Here is a 19,726-nt window from a genome sequence, read left to right on the forward strand (position 1 = left end):
CCGCGACGCCCGTTCGCTGAAGTTTCAGCGACTCCAAAAGCCTATCTTTCCGGCTTCCGATACAACAACCGCTAGAGTCTGTCGGAATTCTCTTTGTTACCAAAGGCATCTGTAGGACCTGAACCCGTTTTTTCAGGCCGATCGCGATCAAATGTGGGAGTGAGCCTGCTCGCGATGACTGTTTAACATTCAGCATTGAAGTCACCTGACACAGCGCTTTCGCGAGCAAGCTCAGCTCCCACAGGTGGTGTCCCACAAATGGTCTTCCCCCAAGCCACAAAAAAAGGCGACCCCCTCGCAGGAGTCGCCTTTCCTAATAACTGCCGCTAAAACTTACTCGGACAGTTTGTACGCCATCACATAGTCACCTTGCTTGGTGCCCAGCGAGCCATGACCGCCGGCAACGACCAGCACGTATTGCTTGCCGTCCTTGCCGGTGTAGGTCATCGGTGTGGTTTGTGCGCCTGCTGGCAGACGACCTTCCCACAGCTGCTTGCCGTTTTTAACGTCATAGGCACGCAGGTACTGGTCGAGGGTGCCGCTCAGGAAGCCAACGCCACCGGCGGTCACGAAGGTCCCGCCCAGGCTTGGAACGCCCATGCTCAGTGGGATCGGAACCGGCGAGCTGTCGCGCACGGTGCCGTTCTTGTGTTTCCACAGGACTTTCGAGGTGGTCAGGTCGACCGCTGCCACGTAGCCCCAAGCGGGCGCCTGGCAAGGCAAGCCCATTGGCGATAGAAGCGCTTCGAGGACCACGCCGTATGGCGCGCCTTTGTTTGGCTGCACGCCTTCGGTTTCGCTTTTACGCGGGCCTTGGGCAGCGATTTCGGCAGCGGGGATCATTTTCGATTTGAACGCCATGTAGCTCGGGTTCACGAACGCGATCTGACGCACCGGATCAACCGAGATACCGCCCCAGTCGAACACGCCGAAGTTACCTGGATAAACGATCGAACCCTGCAGCGATGGCGGCGTGAACGGGCCGTCGTAGCGCATGGATTTGAAGTCGATCCGGCAGATCAGTTGATCGAATGGCGTCACGCCCCACATGTCGCGCTCTTGCAGCGGCGGTGGCATGAGGTTGAGGTCGGATTTCGGCTGGGTCGGCGAAGTGTGATCACCAGCGACAGCACCTTGTGGAACCGGCACTTCATTGATCGGCACAATCGGCTTGCCGGTGCTGCGGTCCAGCACGTAGATGCTGCCTTGCTTGGTCGACGCGAGTACCGCTGGCTTCACGCCGTCGGCGGTTTTCAGGTCCATCAGGGTTGGCTGGCCACCGACGTCCATGTCCCACAGGTCATGGTGGGTGAACTGCATGTGCCAGCGTACCTGGCCAGTGGCGATGTCCAGCGCGGTCAGGCCGGCGGCATGCAGTTCCGACTCAGGGGTACGATCACCACCGAACTGGTCCGGGGTCTGGTTGCCCATTGGCAGGTAGAGCATGCCGAGTTTTTCATCGACGGCGAACATGGACCACATGTTCGGCGAGTTGCGGGTGTAGACCTTGTCATCGGCAATCGGCGTGGTGTCGTCCGGATTGCCGCTGTCCCAGTTCCACACCAGTTTGCCGGTGTGCACGTCGAACGCGCGGATCACGCCGCTTGGCTCGTCGGTGGAAACGTTGTCGGTCACGTGGCCGCCAATCACTACCAGGTCTTTGGTCACGGCCGGTGGCGAGGTGGAGTAGTAACCGCCGGCATTGAAGCCGCCGATGTTGGCGCTCAGGTCGATCTGGCCTTTATCGCCGAAGTCTTCGCACATTTTGCCGGTGTCGGCATCCAGGGCGATCAGACGGGTATCGGCAGTCGGCAGGAAGATGCGACGCGGGCAAACAGCGCTGACTGGGGCAGGGCTGGCGGTGCCGGTCGGGCTCTGCTCGGAAGCGTAAACGGCGTCATCGTGATACGACACACCACGGCAGGTCATGTGCGCCCAACCCTTGAAGTTCGCCGCGTTTTGCGTGGAGAGCTTCGGATCGAAACGCCAGATTTCCTTGCCGGTGTCCGGGTCCAGCGCGATCACCTGGCTGTGCGGCGTGCACACGTAAAGCATGCCGTTGACTTTCAGCGGGGTGTTTTCAGCGGTGGTTTCGCCCGGATCGTTAGGGCCAGGAATGTCACCGGTGCGGTAGGTCCAGGCTGGAACCAGCTTGTGAGCATTTTCCGGGGTGATCTGCGCCAGTGGCGAGTAACGGTCGCCATGAGCGCTGCGGCCGTAGGAATTCCAGTCACCATCGGCCATGGCCGGGGCGGTGTTGGTCATGCCGTCAACGCTGTCGCGATCCAGCTGGCCCTTGATTTCACCCGGGTTGGTGAATTGGCTGGCCAGTGCAGTAACGCCAGCCAACACAACGGCCACGCTCAGTGCGCCAGTGCCCATGGGGGCCGCGCCGGTAAGCAGCAGTGGACGACGGAACCACGGCAGCAACATGACGATGCTGAGGGCGAACAGCAGTGCCAGACGCGGCACCAGTTGCCACCAGTCGAGGCCGACTTCCCACAACGCCCAGACGGTGCTGGCGAACAGCACCAACGCGTAGAGGCCCAGTGCAGCGCGGCGAGCAGCAATCAGCAGCGCGCCAGTCAGCGCCAGGCCAATACCGGCCAGCAGGTAGTACAGCGAGCCGCCCAGCATGCTCAGCTTTATCCCCCCGGCCAGCATGGCCAGGCCCATTAGCAGAAGCAGAATGCCGAGCAGCGTCGGCAATAGACGGCTTCGACTCAAAGCACCATCAGTGCTCATAGTGTGGTTCTCCGTGACGTTTTAAGTAAGTCCGCGCAAGTTCACTGTAGATGACGATCCTGTGCGGGCATGGTTCATATGAAAAAGTGAAACTGTTGGCGCGGTCATTGTGGGAGCTGGCTTGCCAGCGATGGCGGTGTGTCAGTCGGCGTCAATGTTGGCTGACACACCGTCATCGCTGGCAAGCCAGCTCCCACAGGTTTTGTGGTGTTGGTTAGAACGAAGACTGGATCTTGATCCCGCCAATCAGCGCGTCATCGACCTGGTCCACGCCACCGGGATGGCGGATGTATTGCAGGTTCGGGCGCACGGTCAGCCAGTTCGTGACGTGCACACCGTAATAGAGTTCGGCGCTGTATTCGGTGTCCTGCGGTGGCAGATAAGACGGATCGTCAAAGTCGTAGACGGCGCGAGCCTGATTGGTCGCCTCGGCGTTCTTGCGATAGGCCGGGTTGACGTGGACGCGGGCCATGGCGAAACCGATGTCGTCCTTGGCGCGTGCATTGAACAGGCCTTTGTAGACGACGCCTGCCTGGACGTAGTTGTCGATGGCATTGGTTTTCTTGTCGTGCATCGTGCCGTTGGCGAACACGCTCAAACCGCGGGAGTTGTCGCTGGCGCGGCTGGTCAGTTGTTGTTGCACACCCAGCCACACGCCGTGTTTGCTGGAGGCACTGCGGTAAGCCTCGCCACTCAAGGCAGCCGGCTGACCGTTGCTGTCCTTGTAGGCGTCGGTGGCCTTGGCGTTGCTGTAGTAGTAACCGGCGCGGTACTCGCCTGGCAGGCCATTGAGCTTGGGCGACCACACCAGTTCAACCGGCAGGATCGCACCCTGCGTGCCGCTGCCGCTGAGTTTGAAGCCATTACCGCGATCCAGGTTGGACGGGTTCTGCTCATAGGCACCGACCTGCGCGTACAGCTCGGGTGTCAGGTGATATTTGACCCGCATGGCCCACTGGCTGACCGGCCAGTTGTACCAGATGCCGCCGACCCAGTTACCGACCTGGGAACCGCAGAACGCCAGGTTCTGGAAGTCGCAGGGGAAGCTGTTGAAGTCTTCGCCTTCGCCGAAGCGGCCAGCCTTGATGTCGAGTTTCTGGTCGAAGAATTTTTGCTGATACCACATTTGCGTCAGACGCCAGGTCTGCCCGCGCCCCCAGACTTCCTGGGCCGAGGTGAACCCACCGACGCGGGGATCGTTGATGCGGTCATTGCTGATGTTGTTGCCGCTGCGTTCGGTGATCGTCAGCTGAAACTCCGCGTCGTCCCAGCCCAGGATTTTCTGCAGGTCCAGGTGCGTGCCGAAGCCGAACTGGTCGCTGTACCGCGCCGTGCGATCGTGGTCGTACCCGCCGTGCAGGTTGCTGCCCATTTCACCGGTGTAATCGACTTTGAAGTCGTAGCCTTTTTCCGAAAGTTCGGTGCGACTGCCGTTCCAGTCACCGAGCATCCACGGGGATTCGCTATCGAAGGCTGGAGCGGCCTGGGTGCAGGTAGCAAGGCCTAATGCGGTGAAGCCGCCAATCAGGTTGAGGGCTTTTCGACTGGCAACAGACAAGCAGACAGCGCTGTCTCGCAAAGTGTGGAAATCGGGCATGGGGGGAGATTCTTGATCTTTTTCTGGGGGATGAACTGAAAACAGCAGGCGTGAAGCAGGCAGCGGAAGCGTTTCAGCGGGTGCGGGCGTAAGGATAATGTTCTGTTACAAATAGAGAAAGGGCTTTTACTGACATGCAGCGTTTCGGATTTGGTAACAGTCAGTGGAAAAGATCGCAGCCTCGTTTCACTCGACAGCTCCTACAGGTGATCGCATTTCAATTTGGCCGCTGCGATAGTTCCTTCAGTTGAATGCATTCCAATGTAGGAGCTGTCGAGTGGAACGAGGCTGCGATCTTTTGCGTTTCACCTACATTTAACTCACCGTACACAGATCGCTTCCCCCAAACGAAGCCCTCGGCTAAGGTGCGCGGCTTCCAATCCCCACATCGCTCGAAGGCCCGGCATGACCGAACAGAACAACAACCCGCTGCACGGCGTGACGCTGGAGCAAATCCTCAATGCCCTGGTTGAGCATTACGAATGGTCGGGGCTGGCCGAGCGCATTGATATTCGCTGCTTCAAGAGCGATCCCAGCATCAAGTCGAGCCTGACCTTTCTGCGCAAAACCCCGTGGGCGCGGGAGAAAGTCGAGCGTCTGTACATCAAGTTGATGCGCACCAAGCGACCGGTCTGAACATGGTCAACCACTCTGCCGCGCGACGACGTTTTGTGGCCGTGGCGGCCATCCTCGGCTGGGCAGGTTTGAGCATTCAGCTGTACCTGATTCTCTACTCACGCTGGACGCTGGAAGCCAGTTTGCTCGGCGGGCTGATCAGCTTCTTCAGCTACTTCACGGTACTGAGCAACACGCTGGTAGCCACCGTCCTGACCTGTGAACTGACATCCCGCGAGTCGGCAGCACGCCGCTGGTTTTTGCAGCCGTGGGTGAGCAGCGCGGTGGCGGTGAGTATTGCCGTGGTTGGGCTGGCGTACAGCGTGCTGCTGCGCCATCTGTGGCATCCCGAAGGCTGGCAGTTCCTGGCCGATGAGTTGATGCACGACGTCATGCCGCTGCTGTTTCTGGTCTATTGGTGGTGCTGCGTGCCCAAAGGCACGTTGCGCCTGCGGCATATCGGCCTGTGGGTGATTTATCCGCTGGTGTACTTCGCCTATTCGCTGTTTCGCGGGCATGTGCTGGCGGTTTACCCGTATCCGTTTATTGACGTGGAAAAGCTCGGTTATCCACAGGTGTTGGTGAATGCGGGCGGGTTATTGGCGGGGTTTGTGGTGATTGCGCTGTTGGTGATCGGACTGGATCGGTGGCGCGCGGGTCGAAGCTGAACACCCACTGTGGCGAGGGGACTTCTGTGGTGAGTGGACTTCTGTGTTGAGTGGACTTCTGTGTTGAGTGGACTTCTGTGGCGAGGGGACTTGTCCCCGTTGGGCTGCGAAGCAGACCCAAAATTTATGCCCCCCCAAAATGTCGACAGCTGTCGAAGATTTTGGGAGCGCTTCGCACTCCAACGGGGACAAGTCCCCTCGCCACAGAAGTCCCCTCCACAGAAGAGCTCTAGCCACAGCAGAGCTCTAGCCCCAGAAGACCTTTAGCCACAGGAAACCGGCAAGACAAAAGCTGTCATTCGTCGTCGCTGTCATCCAGCCGCCAGTAGCCGACCGCCTTGACGAACTGCTCGTCCAGCCCGTGCTCATCCAGCAGAATCCGACGAATCTGCCGCGACACTTTGGTCTCGGTCGCTACCCACGCATACAGATTCCCGCCAGGCACCTGCAACTGCTTCACGGTCGTCAGCAAGTGGTCTTTACCACCCTCGCGCAATACCCAGATCACATCGACCTGCGCCGCGCTTTCGAGCGTTTGCTGCTCGGCGCCGTTTTCCACTTCAATAATCACCAGCGCCCGACGGTTGGCCGCCAGCCCCTCCAGCCGACGCGCGATGGCGGGCAGGGCGGTCTCGTCGCCGATCAGCAGGTAGCTGTCGAAAATGTCCGGCACGATCATCGAGCCCCGTGGCCCGCCGATGTGCAGGAACTGGCCGGGTTTGGCCTGTTCGGCCCACGTCGACGCAGGACCATCGCCGTGCAAGACGAAATCGATGTCCAGCTCCAGTGTGTTCAGGTCGTAGCGACGCGGCGTGTAGTCGCGCATGGCGGGCTTGGGGCCGTCGTCTTTGCCCGCACCGAGCACCAGGGTTTCCAGCGCCGCCTGTTCCGCCGCGTTTTGCGGGAACAGCAGCTTGACGTGGTCATCGGTTCCGAGACTGATGAAACCTGCCAGTTCAGGGCCACCCAAGGTGATGCGGCGCATCCGCGGGGTCAGGTCGACCACGCGCAATACTTCCAGTCGACGACGTTTGATCTCATGCATGACGCGGTGGATGGTTTGGGTTTCTACAGCAGTCATTCGGCGTTCTCCTGGGTGGCTTGAACGGCAGGGCCGTCGACGATGGCTTTGGCGGTGTCGTTGAGCAGCGAGCTGACGCGAAGGATTTCCGCCGGACTCCATCGTCCGTGATGCAGTTGCAGCGCATGACGCAGGTTATGCACAGCCTCATGGATCTCGGCGGGACGATCATGGCCGCGCAATGAGCGTTTGCTCACGTCGATGCGCATCCGTACACCTTCCAGCGCAATCGCCTGATCCGTGAGGGACTGGCGACCGGCGTCAGTCACCCCATAGCGTTTCTTGCCGGCTTCGGCATCGCCCTGAATCAGGTCGCTTTCTTCCAGAAAAGTCAGGGTCGGATAGATCACGCCGGGGCTGGGGCTGTAGGCGCCGTCGAACATGTTTTCGATCTGGCGGATCAAGTCATAGCCGTGACACGGCTGCTCGGCTATCAGCGCCAGCAGCAGCAATTTCAAGTCTCCGGGGGCGAAAACCCGTGGGCCGCGGCCACCGCGTTCGCGGCCAGGGCGCTTCTCAAAGCCGTCGCGGCCGTCACCGTGTTCGCGGTGGGGGGAATGATGGTCTCTCATTTTTTGCGTTCTCTTCGTCGTATTTAGATACAACGTAAGATATATCTTTAGCCGAGCGCAAGATGCGGGAGGAAAAAAGCGGCCTCAAGCTGACGAGCGGTAGGTAACCCCGCTGTGCAAATTATCAAAGGGCCAGCAAGACCTTTCTCACACCCAAAATTTAACCAGAAGTTAAAGCTATTACTCTAATTATTTTAGAGTTAGTATTCTAAAATTGTTAAAGCCCCGTGTTACATAGTTAAAGTTGCTGTATGGTTTTTTTAATGAAACTGTATGTAGGCCGTAACTTACAGTCACTGTTTGCTATTTGGGTTTTTTGTTTCTTTTTCCTTCGAGGTGTGGGGTGGTTTAACTACGCGCTCTTGGGAAGTTGCCTGCTTACTTTGATTCTTGAACAGTCGAAGATGCTCGGGCATTGAAAGTCCAGGCAAGTGGCCGACTAAAGGTCCTCTTGTTTGCAACTTTCAATGAACCGACTCCATAAAGAAAACAGGTACTTAACAATGTTCAAGAAACTCGCAATCGCTGCTCCTCTGGCTCTTCTGGCTTTGGGTTCGTCCGGTGCATTTGCTGCCGGTGAAGCGGCTCACTCGATCAGCATCGTTGCTCATGTGCCGACCAACGGTTTCTACGTGGTGCCGACTAACCCTGATCTGGTGAACAAGGATCAGGACATGAGCTTCCAGCCAAGCTCCGGCAAAATGGGGGAGGTCAATGGCTTCTTCGATTTGCGCAACAACAATGGCTCGGTCCACGCCAGCCTGGACACCACGCCAAAGCTGATCTCCGGCGCCAACTCCGCTGATCTGAAAGTCACCCTCAATAATGTCGAACTGACCACTACACCAAAACCGGTTGTGGGCGAGGCTGAGTCCGATGTCAACTTCCGTGCGGCGCTGAACATTGCACTCAAAGACGCCACCATTCCTGCACCGGGCGATTACACCGGTGTTGTCGCAATGACCTTCGACGCCGTTCCTCCGGTCGTCACTCCTTGATCGAGTCCTCGATCAACAAACGCTGACTGTTCAAGTTCGCGTCACCCGAGGGGGCAAACAGCAGTGTTTGCTCCGTCGGATTTCAATGAGTTCGTAATCAGAGAAAGAGTTCATGTTCCCGATGACACCCATCGCGGCGGCGCTTGCGCTGCTGTTTTGTGCCAGCGTAGCAGCGGCTCCGGTTTCCTCTGCCGGAACGACACCGCGAAGCCTGTTGGCCCAGGCCAAAGGTCTGCCGGCGGATTTCGAAGAGCATTTCTTTGATGTCCCTCTGGCTGTTCGGGTGGAGCTCGATCAGCAGCCACTGGGGGAAGCGATGGTGGTGCTGTCTCGCGATGATCGCATTACCTTGCTCGAATTCACCGACACCAGCGAAAACCGTTTCAGCCCCACCGAACGGGAAAAATGGGCGAGCTACCTCAAACCAGGCGTGCCACTGGGCAACTGCACCGGCACATGTCCGGATCAGGTGCTGGCGGTGCACTACAACCTGGAAAGCTCGTTGGTCTCCATCCTCACCGAAAACGCTGAGCGCGATGTGCAAGCCAAACGTTACTTCGATCAGCCTCTGGGCGGCAGTAGCGGTTTGATGGTGCGTAACCAGCTCAACCTCAACGGTGGCCAGGATCAGGATCTGGGCGGACGCTATGGCCTCGAAGCCAGCGCAAGCCTGGGCAACTGGAGCCAGACGTTCAACATGCAATTGGCCCGCCTCGGCGGTCCCGATGACAAGCTTTACCACGCGGTCCATGAGCTTTACACCCAGCGCGAACTGCAGGGCAGCTTCCTGCGCCTGGGCTATTTCACCCCCAATTCCGAAGGGCTGACCCGCCAACCGCGTACGTTTGGCACCAGCCCCGACACTGCCGTCGGCGTCATGTACGGCAGCTCCGACAGCCTGGCGATCAACAGCCCGATGCCCAGCGTCTACCCGATCTACGTCACGGCCAATCGCCAGGGCTCGGTGGAGATCTATCGCGACGGTCTGCTGATCAACACCCAGTCGGTGCCCGCCGGTTTGCAGACCCTCGACACCCGGCCACTGCCGGGCGGCATTTACGAAGTGGAAGTGCGCCTGGTCGAAGACGGCCAGATCACCTCCACCACCCAGGAGTTGGTGTACAAGCCCAACAACTGGCGCAACCTCGACGATCGCTGGCGCTACAACCTGTTCGCCGGTGAAGAAAGCAAGCTGCTGAGCAACTGGGATCAACAATCCAGCGGCAGCCCCACGGCAGGCGCCTCGGTCAACTACCTGATGCACCCGCGGGTGATTCTCGGGCTGTCGGCGCGGCAGATTCGCGAAAAACTGCAATACGGCAGTTCCATCGACTGGACCCTGGCCAACCACCTCAGCCTGTACGCCAACGTCTATCAGACGCAGGATCATGGCACCGGCCTCGATCTGCAAAGCCTCTATAACTATGGCGCCGGCAGCATCGTGATCAGCCACAACCGCAGCTGGCTGGACACCACCAACCTCTACGAAACCCTGCCGGACGGCACGCGGATACGCCAGCGCAATGTGTTCGTCGGCGAGACCAGCAACTCATCCCTGGCGCTCAATCATCGGCTCAGCAGCAAAAGTTCGATCAATGCCCGGGTGTCCCACAGCGAAGGCAACGTTGAAGGTGTCGGTCTGGACCTGGGCTGGAACCAGCGCACCACGTTGTTCGGTAGCGATGGCAACTGGCGGCTGTCGCTGTTTGACCGGCCCGGCAGCTACAGCAGCGGCAGCGCGCGCAATCGCGGTGTCGACCTGAGCGTCAACCTGGCATTGGGCGCACCCGGCCAGCAGATCACCGGCAGCATCGGCTCGCGCACGGCGCGGGACGGCGGTCGCGACAACAACGGTTCGATCGGCTGGCGCAAGGATCTGAAAGATCACGTACTGCAAAGCGTCTCGGTCACCGCGCTCACCGACACGTATGGCGTCGGCCTGTCCAGCCTGGCGAACTTCCGCACCGACCAGATCAATGGCGATGGCTTTGTTCAGCGCTCGTCCTACAACGGCAACTTCACCGGTGGCCTGAACCTGGACAGCACCCTGGCCATCGGCGGCGAAAAAATGATGTTGACCAGCCAGTACGAGATGCGCGGCGCGGGCCTGATTGTCGATGTGGAATCGGACATCGAAGACATTGCCCTGCGCGCCGACGACTACAGCGGCGGCAGCGCGGCGTTGAGGCCGGGGCGTAACTTCATCCCGATCACCGCGTATCAGAACAGCTCGGTGAGTTTCGACTTCGAGGGCAACCACGTACCGGCGGCGACCATCGAGCCGGCACGCACCCGCTATCACCTGAACAAGGGCGGGGTGGAGTATCGCAAGATCCGTGTGATGAAAACCCTGACCGTGCTCGGCCGGCTGATCGATGCCAAAGGGCAGCCGCTCAAGGGCCATCACGTGATCAACCACGCCAGCCGGGGTGTGACCGAAGTCGATGGTTTCTTCTCGATGGAAATGAACGCCGGCTCGCCGACCCTGGAAGTGCGCCAGGGCAATCAGTTGCTGTGTCAGTTCCGCCTCGACGCGAGCCGTCACCGCAGTGAAAACAATGTGCTGATGATCGGTGATCTGCGCTGCACACCGGACACCTTGGCGGACGTCACGTTTACCGAACAGAAGGCGGGTTGATCCTATGAAAAAATCCACGTGCTGCCTGGGGTTGTTGATGGCATTGAGCGTGCCTTCGGCGGAGGCGGCGACTCGGGAGATCAGGGCGTTGTTTCAGCCCGATCCTTCGCAACCGAACAAAAATGAATTTCTCAACAAAACACCGAACAGTGGGTATTGCGCGATCTATCCAAGCCAGTGTGCCGACAACAACATGTTCAGTATCCAACTGCCGGTTCGGTTCGACTCCAGTCGCTCGATCGCGACCGGCGAAAGCATCGGACTGAAAATGCCGGCCAACTGGCGATGGTTGACCGTCACCAATGCTGAAACGCAACAAACAGAGACCGTTGCAGTGCGCATCACCGGTGCTGGCTCCCAGTTTGTTCTGAGCGATTCGGCCGCCAACCTGGTCGGGGTAACGGACCCACTGGAAGGCCATCGAAAGCTATGGACCACCAGCAGTTGGGTCAACACGCGGCCACCTTGTCAGTACAGCGGCGTGGGGGCATATGGCGACAATTTCTATCGATTTTTCTGGAAAACACCTGTGGAGGCATTCTGTGAGAAGGTGGCTGCCTACCCCATTCCCTCCATCTACTTTGACACCCTCGACATCGCCTATGAGTTACGCACGCCCAACCCCTTGGGCATGTCGAGCGGGCTTTATACCGGTGCCATTTCCTACACCGTGGGCCCCGGCGCCGATATCGATCTGGGATCGCTGATGATTCCAAACGACGGCAGCCTGACCCTGGACTTCGTCCTCGACGTACAGCACACCCTGAAAGTCGATCTGCCACCGGGCGGCAACAAGGTGGCGCTGGAACCCGAGGGCGGTTGGCAGCGCTGGATCGATGGCGGTCGCAAGCCCACCAGGATCTACCGCGACCAACTGTTTTACCTGTCGGCGTCGTCGCGCTTCAAAGTCATGATGCTGTGCGACTCGACCGGTGGCACTGCCTGCAAGCTGGGCAGCCCCCAAGGCAATGTCACCGAGGTGGAAACATTCCTCACGCTGCCCGATGGCATTACTGGAGTCGACGGGGGGCCAGTCAAGCAGCAACCGTTGCGGTACAACACTTGGGCCGGCCCCTTTCAACCCGGGTTCTATCTGGATCGCAAGGCCGGCTCGCTACGGTTCGAGATGACCCGAGCTGCCATCGACTTCCTGTTGCGCCCCGGCTTCACCGACACGCTTAGCGGCAATATCACCATTATCTGGGACTCGGACGTATGACCGTTGCGGTCAGTTCTTTCACATTTTTCACAGGATTGAAAACCATGAACCGAGTGTGTTTGCTGGGGTTGCTCAGCGTGTTTTGCATGCCGGCAAACGCCGGGCCGCAGATCAATGTCGGCACCGTGTATGACTATCTGGATGCGGATAAAAGTACCTACCTGAAACGGGTATTCAACAGCGGCGACAGCACCGCTTTCGTCAAGGTCAACGTGCTGGAAATCGTCTACGACGCCGACGGCACGCCCAAGGAGGTCCCGGTCGAGACCGCCACCGACGGCGCCTCGCGCAATGGCGTGATGGCAAGCCCCGCGCGGCTGATCGTCCCGGCCCAGGGCATGCAGGGCACGCGCCTGTTGTACATGGGCGAGCGGGACCGCGAACGCTACTTCCGTGTGCGGTTCGTGCCGGTGGTGCCGGAGAAGGAAGACGAGTTCCTGGTCAGTAGCGAAGAGCGCGAGGACTACAAAAAGAACCTGTCGGCGGGGGTCAACGTCATGACCGGGTTCGGCACCGTGTTCTTCGTTCGGCCCAAGGACGCACGGTTCGAGAGCGTCATCAATGAAACCGACAATCGTTACGAGTTGCGCAATAACGGCAATACCGTGGTGATTGTCGATGAATTCAAAAGCTGTTCATTGAGCAATGAAAGCGACTGTGGCGCCACCACCAAACACCACGTCATGGCCGGCAAGGTCTTTGGCTTCGATAAGGAAAAGGGGCGCGAGTACCGGTTCAAACTGATCGAAGGCGACCGCAAAAACGACCTGAAGATTGTCAGTCGCTAGACCGGCTATTCATTGACGCAACGGGTAACGAACATGATCAAGCAATGCGCCGCCGTCGTGATGACGGCAATGACGGTACTGACGGGCTCGTTGACATGGGCGGCCCGGGAAGAGCACACCTTCGAGGTGTCCCTGACCATCCCGAGCCGTTCGTTTTACCTGATCCCGGCTGAAGCCGACTGGATACACCGGCCACAGCGACTGCACTGGGACCATCCGACCTCGACCCTGAGCAGTGTGCGCAAGAACTTCGATGTGCGCCATGACACCAGCGCGATTGAAGCCCGCCTGGAGGCCACACCCTACCTGTCCAACGGCAGGCCGAGCGACGACATCGCGTTGCGGGTCAGTTTCAACGGTGTGGAGTTGAGCCCTGATATTGCCCCCCGGCAAGTCGTGTCGGCGGCCGACGCGGCCGCGGGCATCCGGGTGCCACTGGAAATCGAGCCGGTAAAGCCGGTCGGGGGCTATCGGCCAGGGGACTACAGCGGCAACGTCCTGTTGTTGTTCAGTGCCAGGGCGCCGGGGGAGTAGTCAAAACAGGCATTAGTGTCGAGCTGCATAGGTGACAGCGATAAAAAACAGAGAGCGTATGAACCATGAATCTGGCAAAAAAAGTAAAGGGCCTGTGCGCACTGATACTGACAGGTTTTATGACTTCGGCCAGTGCTGCGAATGTAGAGATCACGGCACTGTTCCAGCCGGACCCGACGAATCCGATGCACAACGAATTTGTCAATAAAACACCCCAGGGTGGGTACTGCGGCGACCACCCGGATTATTGCGAAAACGGTGTTTTCAGTCTCGCCTTGCCGATTCGTTTCAAAGCTATCGCTGGCATTCAGGCGCTGCATGACGAACGTCAAGGCCCGATGTTTCGGGTGCCGTCCTCTTGGAGGGATGTCAGAGTCATTCATGACGAAACCGGAGAAGAAGAGACGGTAAGAATGCGCGTGAATGGTATCGGTGCCGCCTACGCAATCAATAAGGGTCTCCCGGAGAGTGTTTGGCGACTAAGTTGGGTCTATGCTCCGCCTCCCTGTCAATATGGCGGTGTGGGGTATGGCAACCACCTCTATTTTGCTTTCTTCTGGCGAGTTCCGGTTGATGCGGGTGTCTGCTCCAAACAAGCACAAACATCGATTGATCAATCCTATGATTTTGCTTACCGAGACATGGGGTTCTCTTATCAGCTCGTTACGCCCAATCCCCTCAAGATGTCATCGGGTACTTACCGCGGTGTATTGAATTACAGCATAGGTCCAGGCCGGGATTTCGACATGGGCGATGTCATGGTGCCTGACGACGATTTGATCTCCATCGACTTCACTTTGTATGTCCAGCACACAATGAAAGTTGAAATTCCCCCCGGAGGCAGCAAAGTTATCCTGGAACCGCAAGGTGGATGGCAGACCTGGCTTGGCCATGGGCGCAAGCCTGTGCGTCTTTACCGCGATCAAACATTCAATATTTCTGCTTCGTCCAGGTTTACGATGAAGCTCGAATGTGGAATTGATTATGAGCAGGGTTGCGGCATAAGTAACTCAAATGGCCGGTATGGGGCGATTGTGGATGTCAGCGTCAGTCTGCCTAATGGATTGACCGACGACAGCGGGCAACCGGTCAGGCGGATGCCATTGAGTCGCTCTGTCAGCCCGGTGTTCCAGCCCGGCGTCTACGTGGATCGCAAGCCGGGGACGCTGCATTTCGAGATTGACGAGCGTTTCACCGATTGGTTGATCAGTGCCCGACAGCAGCACTATAAAGGCGATATCACTGTGATATGGGATTCGGAAGTGTGATCGCTTAGGGCCGGAATCGGGGTGTGGTACCGGTCAGCCAGCCCATGCAAGGGCTGGCTGATCGTGTGCTGAGCCAGCCGAGGTCAGAGCCCGGCTCTGGCCAACGCTTCACGGGTCAATGTTCTAGCGAGCTGGTTTCGTTCGTTGGTCAATGGCAACACCAACTGGTTATAGAACTCGTCGGTCATTTCCTCTTCGGTGAAAACTTCGTTGTGCGCGACATTCAGTTGATTGGCCAAGTCCTCCAGAGTTTTTTGACGCACGGCCAATTGTGCCGGGTCCGATTCATTCACCCAGGCGTTTTGCGCTTCCCGCAAGTCTTCGACCTGACCCAGTCGTAAATCGAAAGAACGTTTGTTTGCCTCGATTTCGGCCGGGTGAGTGCTTTTCAGATAGTTCTCCCAGAACGGATTTTCGAAGGAGTCAATCATTGCGTTGACCAATCCATCGCCTGCTTCATCGGCGATGATTTTCCTGTAGGCCGCATCAATCATGTCCGGGGTTACCCGCGAGGTATCCCGGTACAACATGCGGTCAGATTGCCAAGGTAAATCCAGCCGCTTGGCCAGCCCTGTTTCGAATGCCAGGTGAACTTCCACTTCATCGGGTGCGTGGTAATCCGGTACGGGCGGAACACGTTGGCTCATGTCGCGCTGAGTGAGAATCTCCTTTCTGGCAATGTCGCCAACCTTTTCCAGACGCGCAGCGCTTTTGGCCAGTTTGACCAGACGGTTTTCGAGTTCCAGCACCGATGTCGACTCTGTGCGCGCCGCGGACACCAGCACTTTCAGTCCCATGCTGTTGAACAGCTGTGACCCAGCGTCCCCGCAGGTGTCGGGTTGTCTGGCCTGCTCGAACAGTTCTACGCGCAGGTCGGAATCCAGCGCGGCGGCATCGACCATCTGCCATACGCGCTTCGTCAATTGTGGGCGCGAGTCACTGTTCCGATAATCTTTGCTTTCTCTTTGCTTCCTGATGACTCTGAAAAAATCGGCAGCGCCAGGTTCAGACGCCAGATCGTGCCACGATTCATCCCGGAAAGTGCCGACGCCCGCCGAGGTGCTGTAAGGCGTTGCGTCGTCGGAGATCATTCTCCAGTTCCTGATTTCATCGGTCGCCGCTTGCTCATAAACCTGGCGAGCGGCCATGCCGACGGACTCTCGGTAAGTTTCCAGACGAAGTCGGTCGACATCGGAGAGCTTTCTCGTGTCGAGGCGCGCACGTGCCACTATCAGGGCATGGTCCGAGCCAGGCACTACGTCAGGGACGGTGGTGATCGGGCTGCTACGCAGATCGAGAGAAAAACCCCGTGGGCGGGACTTTCTGAACACGCCGTCCATGAACAGGCGTTCCGGCCACGTTTCGAGCCCGGTTGTTCTCAGGCTCAGCACCCGCAATCCAGGCATGCGCCCGACATCCAGCGGATGCAGCAATGGGTTGCCATCCAGTCTCAACGTCTTCAGGCGAGTAAGACCTCCCAGTTGCCTGGCGGAGTCAGGCGTCAGGCGGATTCTGTTGTTGGACAAACGCAAGGTTTCGAGCAGATGCATCCTGCCGATAGCGGGTGGCAGGGCGGTCAGATCGCTGTACCGGGCGCTCAAGTGACGGACTTGGGGGAGGTCGCTCAGCAGGCCCCTGGCGTCGGCGGAAAAACGCGCGTTGTCGAGGTTGAGGATCGTCACCTGGTCCAGGTATTTTTTGATGTTTGGCAGCTCTTTCAGATCGGTCCACCACCGATCAAGCTGGGGCCCCATCAGGTCGGATGACAAGTCCAGCGTGTAGCCGGCTTCGGGGTGAATGTTACGTTCACCGAATGCCTGGCTTTTGCGTTCGAAGCATTCAATAAGTCGTTCTTGAATGAAGCTGCCGCCTTTGAACCTGAAGTTATTCCAATCGCTGTTGGCGTCGAGTACGTCTGAGGTATCCACATTGGGATGATAGTTGTAACTCCAGTCGCGTAATGTTGTGTGTAACTCCTGAAGTTCATCCCTGAGCCGGTCAATCGCCTGATCGGGATCACCCTTGGCCCTTAAGGCCTCCACGAACGCGTGCGCTTGCTCTTCGCTCATACCGGAATACAGATTCATGACTCTTTCTTGCGGCGTTGCCGGCCTTCTGGAGAGCGACGGCCCACGCACCAGATTGACGGTTTCAATGGCGGCCACGGTACGAATCGGCGGCTCTGCCAGCAACGTCCGGCGCTGGGCAGGCGGCGCAGACTTTTCCATGATCCAGACTTTGAGCGAATGGCCGTGACCTCGCGGGTAGCCCAGGGCTGCACGTCTGTCGTCAGGCAAGGCGCGCAGGATCGCTTCGTAGAAATCGCCGGCTTCGTGCAATGGCTGATTGTCCCCGTCGAGCACCGTGTATTGGCCCTGTTCATCCCTGATCAGCCGGCGAACCGTTGCGGCGTCATCCGGGCCGACGCTACAGCGCAGTGTGCCGTCATCGGTACCGTCCCTGACTTCGATGCGCAGGTCGCTGAACGTGTCGGTGTTGAGTCTGAGGGTGTTGAGTGCAAGCCGTTCGGTGTCCGGTATCGTCTGTTCCGGGCGATAAAAACCGTCGTAGGCTCTCGCGGTTCCGGCTTCGAAGTTCATTTCCCGTGCCTGGGTTTTCACGCGTAACGGCAAGCGATTTTCCTCGGCCATAATGGTGCGCTCGTCGGCCGTGGCGTCCGCCAGCACGGTTTGCGCGACGGTGAGCGGGATGTCCGGGAAGGATTGCCTCAGCAACAGGACCTCTGCCTTGCTTGTTGCCTCTGCTGCCTGGTACAGACGTTTTGATGTTTCAGCTGCACGGCCGTCGACGGCTTTGACCTCGTCATAAGCAATGAAGCGCTTGATCGTGTCAGCCAGAATCGGCGGAGGCGGCGCACTATCGACATGCAGTTGGCGCAGCGCATTGGTTGACGTGCCGCTGCTGATGCGGATCTGCTCAAGCTCCACAGGTGAGAAGCGATCCACGCGGTGGCCAAGCCGGCGCATCAAGGTTTCGCCTTCCCAATCGCCCGGCTTTTCTCCCTCGTATATCCAGGCGCCATGGCCGTTGTGTTCCAGTGTGGGCGAGTAGGCATTCGGGCGAGTCGGGTGCTTGATGCGGTGTGTGTTGGAAGTCGCCTCGTTCGAGACTTTCTCGATGAAGTAGAACTTGTCCTCCAGCGGCAAAATGGTCTGGTTGGCGCGGCGATGCAGGCCGTATTCGTCCGGTTTCGAACCAGGCGTCAGGGTGAGGTTTTTTTGTTCGTAAGGGGCTAGATCGGGGAGCCACAGGGTTTGTTTGCCATCAGGCAGCCTGACCTGTTTCATTCCATCGACCAGCGGCGACAGTTTGAGCTTGAACGCGCTGCCTATTTGCGCACCTGCAACGAAGGCTGTCAGCTGGATGACATCCGTCACCACACTGATCACATGTTCGGCTGCTTCGAGCCCAAGGCCTTCCGCCAGATCGACGAGCCCTTCGATGACGTCACTGGTCAGCTGATAAACGGTGTAGGCCATCATCATCTCGCCCACTCCCGGCACGAACGGCGTGGCGATCAACAGCGCAACATTGAAGATGTCGGACACGATTTTTTTGAAATTATCCCACCAGGCCCAACGCGCTTTGCTGTCGGTGTCATCAGTGGACACAGCGATTTCCCGTGCGTCGTTGATGACCTTGTTGAGTTTTTGCTGGTAGGTGTGTGTCCAGAAATCCCGGGTAAGCGGCAGGTGCTGGAATTGCAGGCGCGGGCGGGTCACCGGTTCCTCACGCCACGTTGGGCGCTGATCCGTTGCATCCTCTTTTTGATGCCATTTGACGCTGGAGAGACGTTGGTCGAGGTCTGCAAAAAAGTGCCCGCGTTGCTGTTGATCCACGAACTGGCTGAAGAATTGTCGGTAGGTCTGCTTCGATGATGTGCCGATCTTGTTTTCTCGCAGTTGGCGCGTCAGCTCGGTCATGAAGGCGTCTGTTGATTCATATTCCTTGAGCGGGTGATCCGGGTCATGGGGCACATAGGCGATGAGCCGTCGAATGCCTCTGCTGTCCTTGATGGCAGGAATCAGCAGGACAATACCGGTCAGACGGGTCTCCATCATCGAGAGATCGCAGCACAGCATTTGTCTGCCGTTAAGCAGGAGTTGAGGTGCCTCCTTTGTCAGGTCCAGCACCAGTTTGTAAACGTCGTACTGGATATCCCCGGTGGTCAGCGCCAGTTGCGCGGCGACGGCGAGGGCGTCTTTCTGGCTGTTGGTGACCTTGAGTTTCATCACGGCTTCGGCCACGGGTTCACCGGGTAGCAGAACACTTTCGAGGTGCGCTTTGTACCGTGCGCCGATGTCCAGTTCCCGGCAAAGCGCCTGAAACTGTCCGACGGTCATTTTGTGTCTTATCGGCAGAACATCGAAGTGTCCGCGGTGGTCAGGTTTGCTGATGAATTCCGAGCCCGTATCGACCGTTTCGTTTTTTGCGAAGTTGTGCAGCGCTGCATCCAGCAGCGAAACGGTTCGCATGGTGAGCCCGTTCGAGAGATTGATCGTGTACCACGGCAGGTTTTTGGGAAGGTACAGGCGCAAGTACGTCGTCTTGACGTCATCGGTGATGCCGTATTTTTCCTTGAGTTTTACCTGAAGCAGGGGCGCAGCAAAGGAATGAACGTCCTGCAGTTGTTCGAACAGTTTGTCGACCTGGTTCTGAGAACTCCAGGCTTTGAGGTTGGCGGCTTTCAGCGAGTCGTGAAGAGCGCTGGGTACCGTGCGGTACCACGGCTCCATGTTCAGGGCTGTGGCACTCAGTGCCTTGGCTCTGCCGACGGTGGCGGTTTTGAACGGGTCACTGAGGATGTTCTCGATGAACGTGTAGTGCCGGCCTTTGTCGGTGGTTTGGGCAGGCGAGGGGGCGTCAGACATGGCAATCATCCTTGATCGTTTTAAGAAGGATCAGCCTATCTGTCGGGGCTCAAAAAAAAAGCCCGAATACCTGCGCTAAACCGGGGTTTGGTGCGGGCAAACCTTTGAATA

The 19,726-nt window shown here is 58.2% G+C and carries 13 protein-coding genes; 8 read left to right on the forward strand and 5 right to left on the reverse strand.

The features are described from left to right. Positions 1 to 333 precede the first annotated feature (333 nt). Together GBC55_RS17245 and GBC55_RS17250 are read right to left on the reverse strand one after the other, a co-directional pair. Entirely contained in the window at positions 334 to 2,745 is a 2,412-nt protein-coding gene (locus GBC55_RS17245) for a glucose/quinate/shikimate family membrane-bound PQQ-dependent dehydrogenase (RefSeq protein WP_162438742.1), read from the reverse strand. A 214-nt stretch (positions 2,746 to 2,959) separates the two neighbouring features. After that, on the reverse strand, positions 2,960 to 4,342 hold the full coding sequence (locus tag GBC55_RS17250; RefSeq protein ID WP_162438743.1) for a carbohydrate porin: 1,383 nt from the start codon (positions 4,340 to 4,342) through the stop codon (positions 2,960 to 2,962). A 405-nt stretch (positions 4,343 to 4,747) separates the two neighbouring features. On the opposite strand from GBC55_RS17250, the gene GBC55_RS17255 reads away from it, so the two are divergent. Further along, a complete protein-coding gene (locus tag GBC55_RS17255; protein WP_162438744.1) occupies positions 4,748 to 4,978 on the forward strand; it encodes a VF530 family protein in 231 nt (76 codons plus the stop codon). A 2-nt stretch (positions 4,979 to 4,980) separates the two neighbouring features. Then, on the forward strand, positions 4,981 to 5,625 hold the full coding sequence (locus tag GBC55_RS17260) for a Pr6Pr family membrane protein (protein WP_162438745.1): 645 nt from the start codon (positions 4,981 to 4,983) through the stop codon (positions 5,623 to 5,625). 295 nt (positions 5,626 to 5,920) lie between these two features. Here the strand turns inward: GBC55_RS17260 and GBC55_RS17265 are convergent, their stop codons facing one another. Next, the gene (locus tag GBC55_RS17265) at positions 5,921 to 6,706 is read right to left on the reverse strand and encodes a siderophore-interacting protein (RefSeq protein ID WP_162438746.1); all 786 of its coding nucleotides are present in this window, start codon (positions 6,704 to 6,706) and stop codon (positions 5,921 to 5,923) included. Continuing rightward, positions 6,703 to 7,278: a PadR family transcriptional regulator gene (locus GBC55_RS17270; protein ID WP_162438747.1), complete on the reverse strand. Its 576-nt coding sequence runs from the start codon at positions 7,276 to 7,278 to the stop codon at positions 6,703 to 6,705. The genes GBC55_RS17265 and GBC55_RS17270 overlap by 4 nt, the downstream gene beginning before the upstream one ends. A 503-nt stretch (positions 7,279 to 7,781) precedes the next feature. Here GBC55_RS17270 and GBC55_RS17275 point away from each other — a divergent pair. From GBC55_RS17275 to GBC55_RS17300, 6 genes are all read left to right on the forward strand, one after another. Then, a complete protein-coding gene (locus tag GBC55_RS17275; RefSeq protein ID WP_162438748.1) occupies positions 7,782 to 8,276 on the forward strand; it encodes a CS1 type fimbrial major subunit in 495 nt (164 codons plus the stop codon). A 112-nt stretch (positions 8,277 to 8,388) separates the two neighbouring features. Then, the gene (locus GBC55_RS17280) at positions 8,389 to 10,914 is read left to right on the forward strand and encodes a CS1-pili formation C-terminal domain-containing protein (protein ID WP_162438749.1); all 2,526 of its coding nucleotides are present in this window, start codon (positions 8,389 to 8,391) and stop codon (positions 10,912 to 10,914) included. A gap of 4 nt (positions 10,915 to 10,918) precedes the next feature. Beyond that, a complete protein-coding gene (locus GBC55_RS17285; RefSeq protein WP_162438750.1) occupies positions 10,919 to 12,133 on the forward strand; it encodes a hypothetical protein in 1,215 nt (404 codons plus the stop codon). Between the two features lie 44 nt (positions 12,134 to 12,177). Continuing rightward, complete coding sequence (locus GBC55_RS17290; protein ID WP_162438751.1) at positions 12,178 to 12,921, forward strand: molecular chaperone; 744 nt, start codon at positions 12,178 to 12,180, stop codon at positions 12,919 to 12,921. A 33-nt stretch (positions 12,922 to 12,954) separates the two neighbouring features. Next, entirely contained in the window at positions 12,955 to 13,455 is a 501-nt protein-coding gene (locus GBC55_RS17295; protein ID WP_162438752.1) for a CS1 type fimbrial major subunit, read from the forward strand. A gap of 65 nt (positions 13,456 to 13,520) precedes the next feature. After that, positions 13,521 to 14,723 (forward strand): hypothetical protein, encoded by a 1,203-nt coding sequence (locus GBC55_RS17300; protein ID WP_162438753.1) that lies wholly within the window; start codon positions 13,521 to 13,523, stop codon positions 14,721 to 14,723. A gap of 83 nt (positions 14,724 to 14,806) precedes the next feature. Here GBC55_RS17300 and GBC55_RS17305 read toward each other — a convergent pair whose 3' ends face one another. Then, positions 14,807 to 19,615, reverse strand: a complete 4,809-nt coding sequence (locus tag GBC55_RS17305) for an NEL-type E3 ubiquitin ligase domain-containing protein (RefSeq protein ID WP_162438754.1) — start codon at positions 19,613 to 19,615, stop codon at positions 14,807 to 14,809. Positions 19,616 to 19,726: the final 111 nt, after the last annotated feature.

The sequence above is a fragment of the Pseudomonas sp. TNT3 genome (assembly GCF_010095445.2).
In the GTDB taxonomy this organism is placed as follows: Bacteria; Pseudomonadota; Gammaproteobacteria; order Pseudomonadales; family Pseudomonadaceae; genus Aquipseudomonas.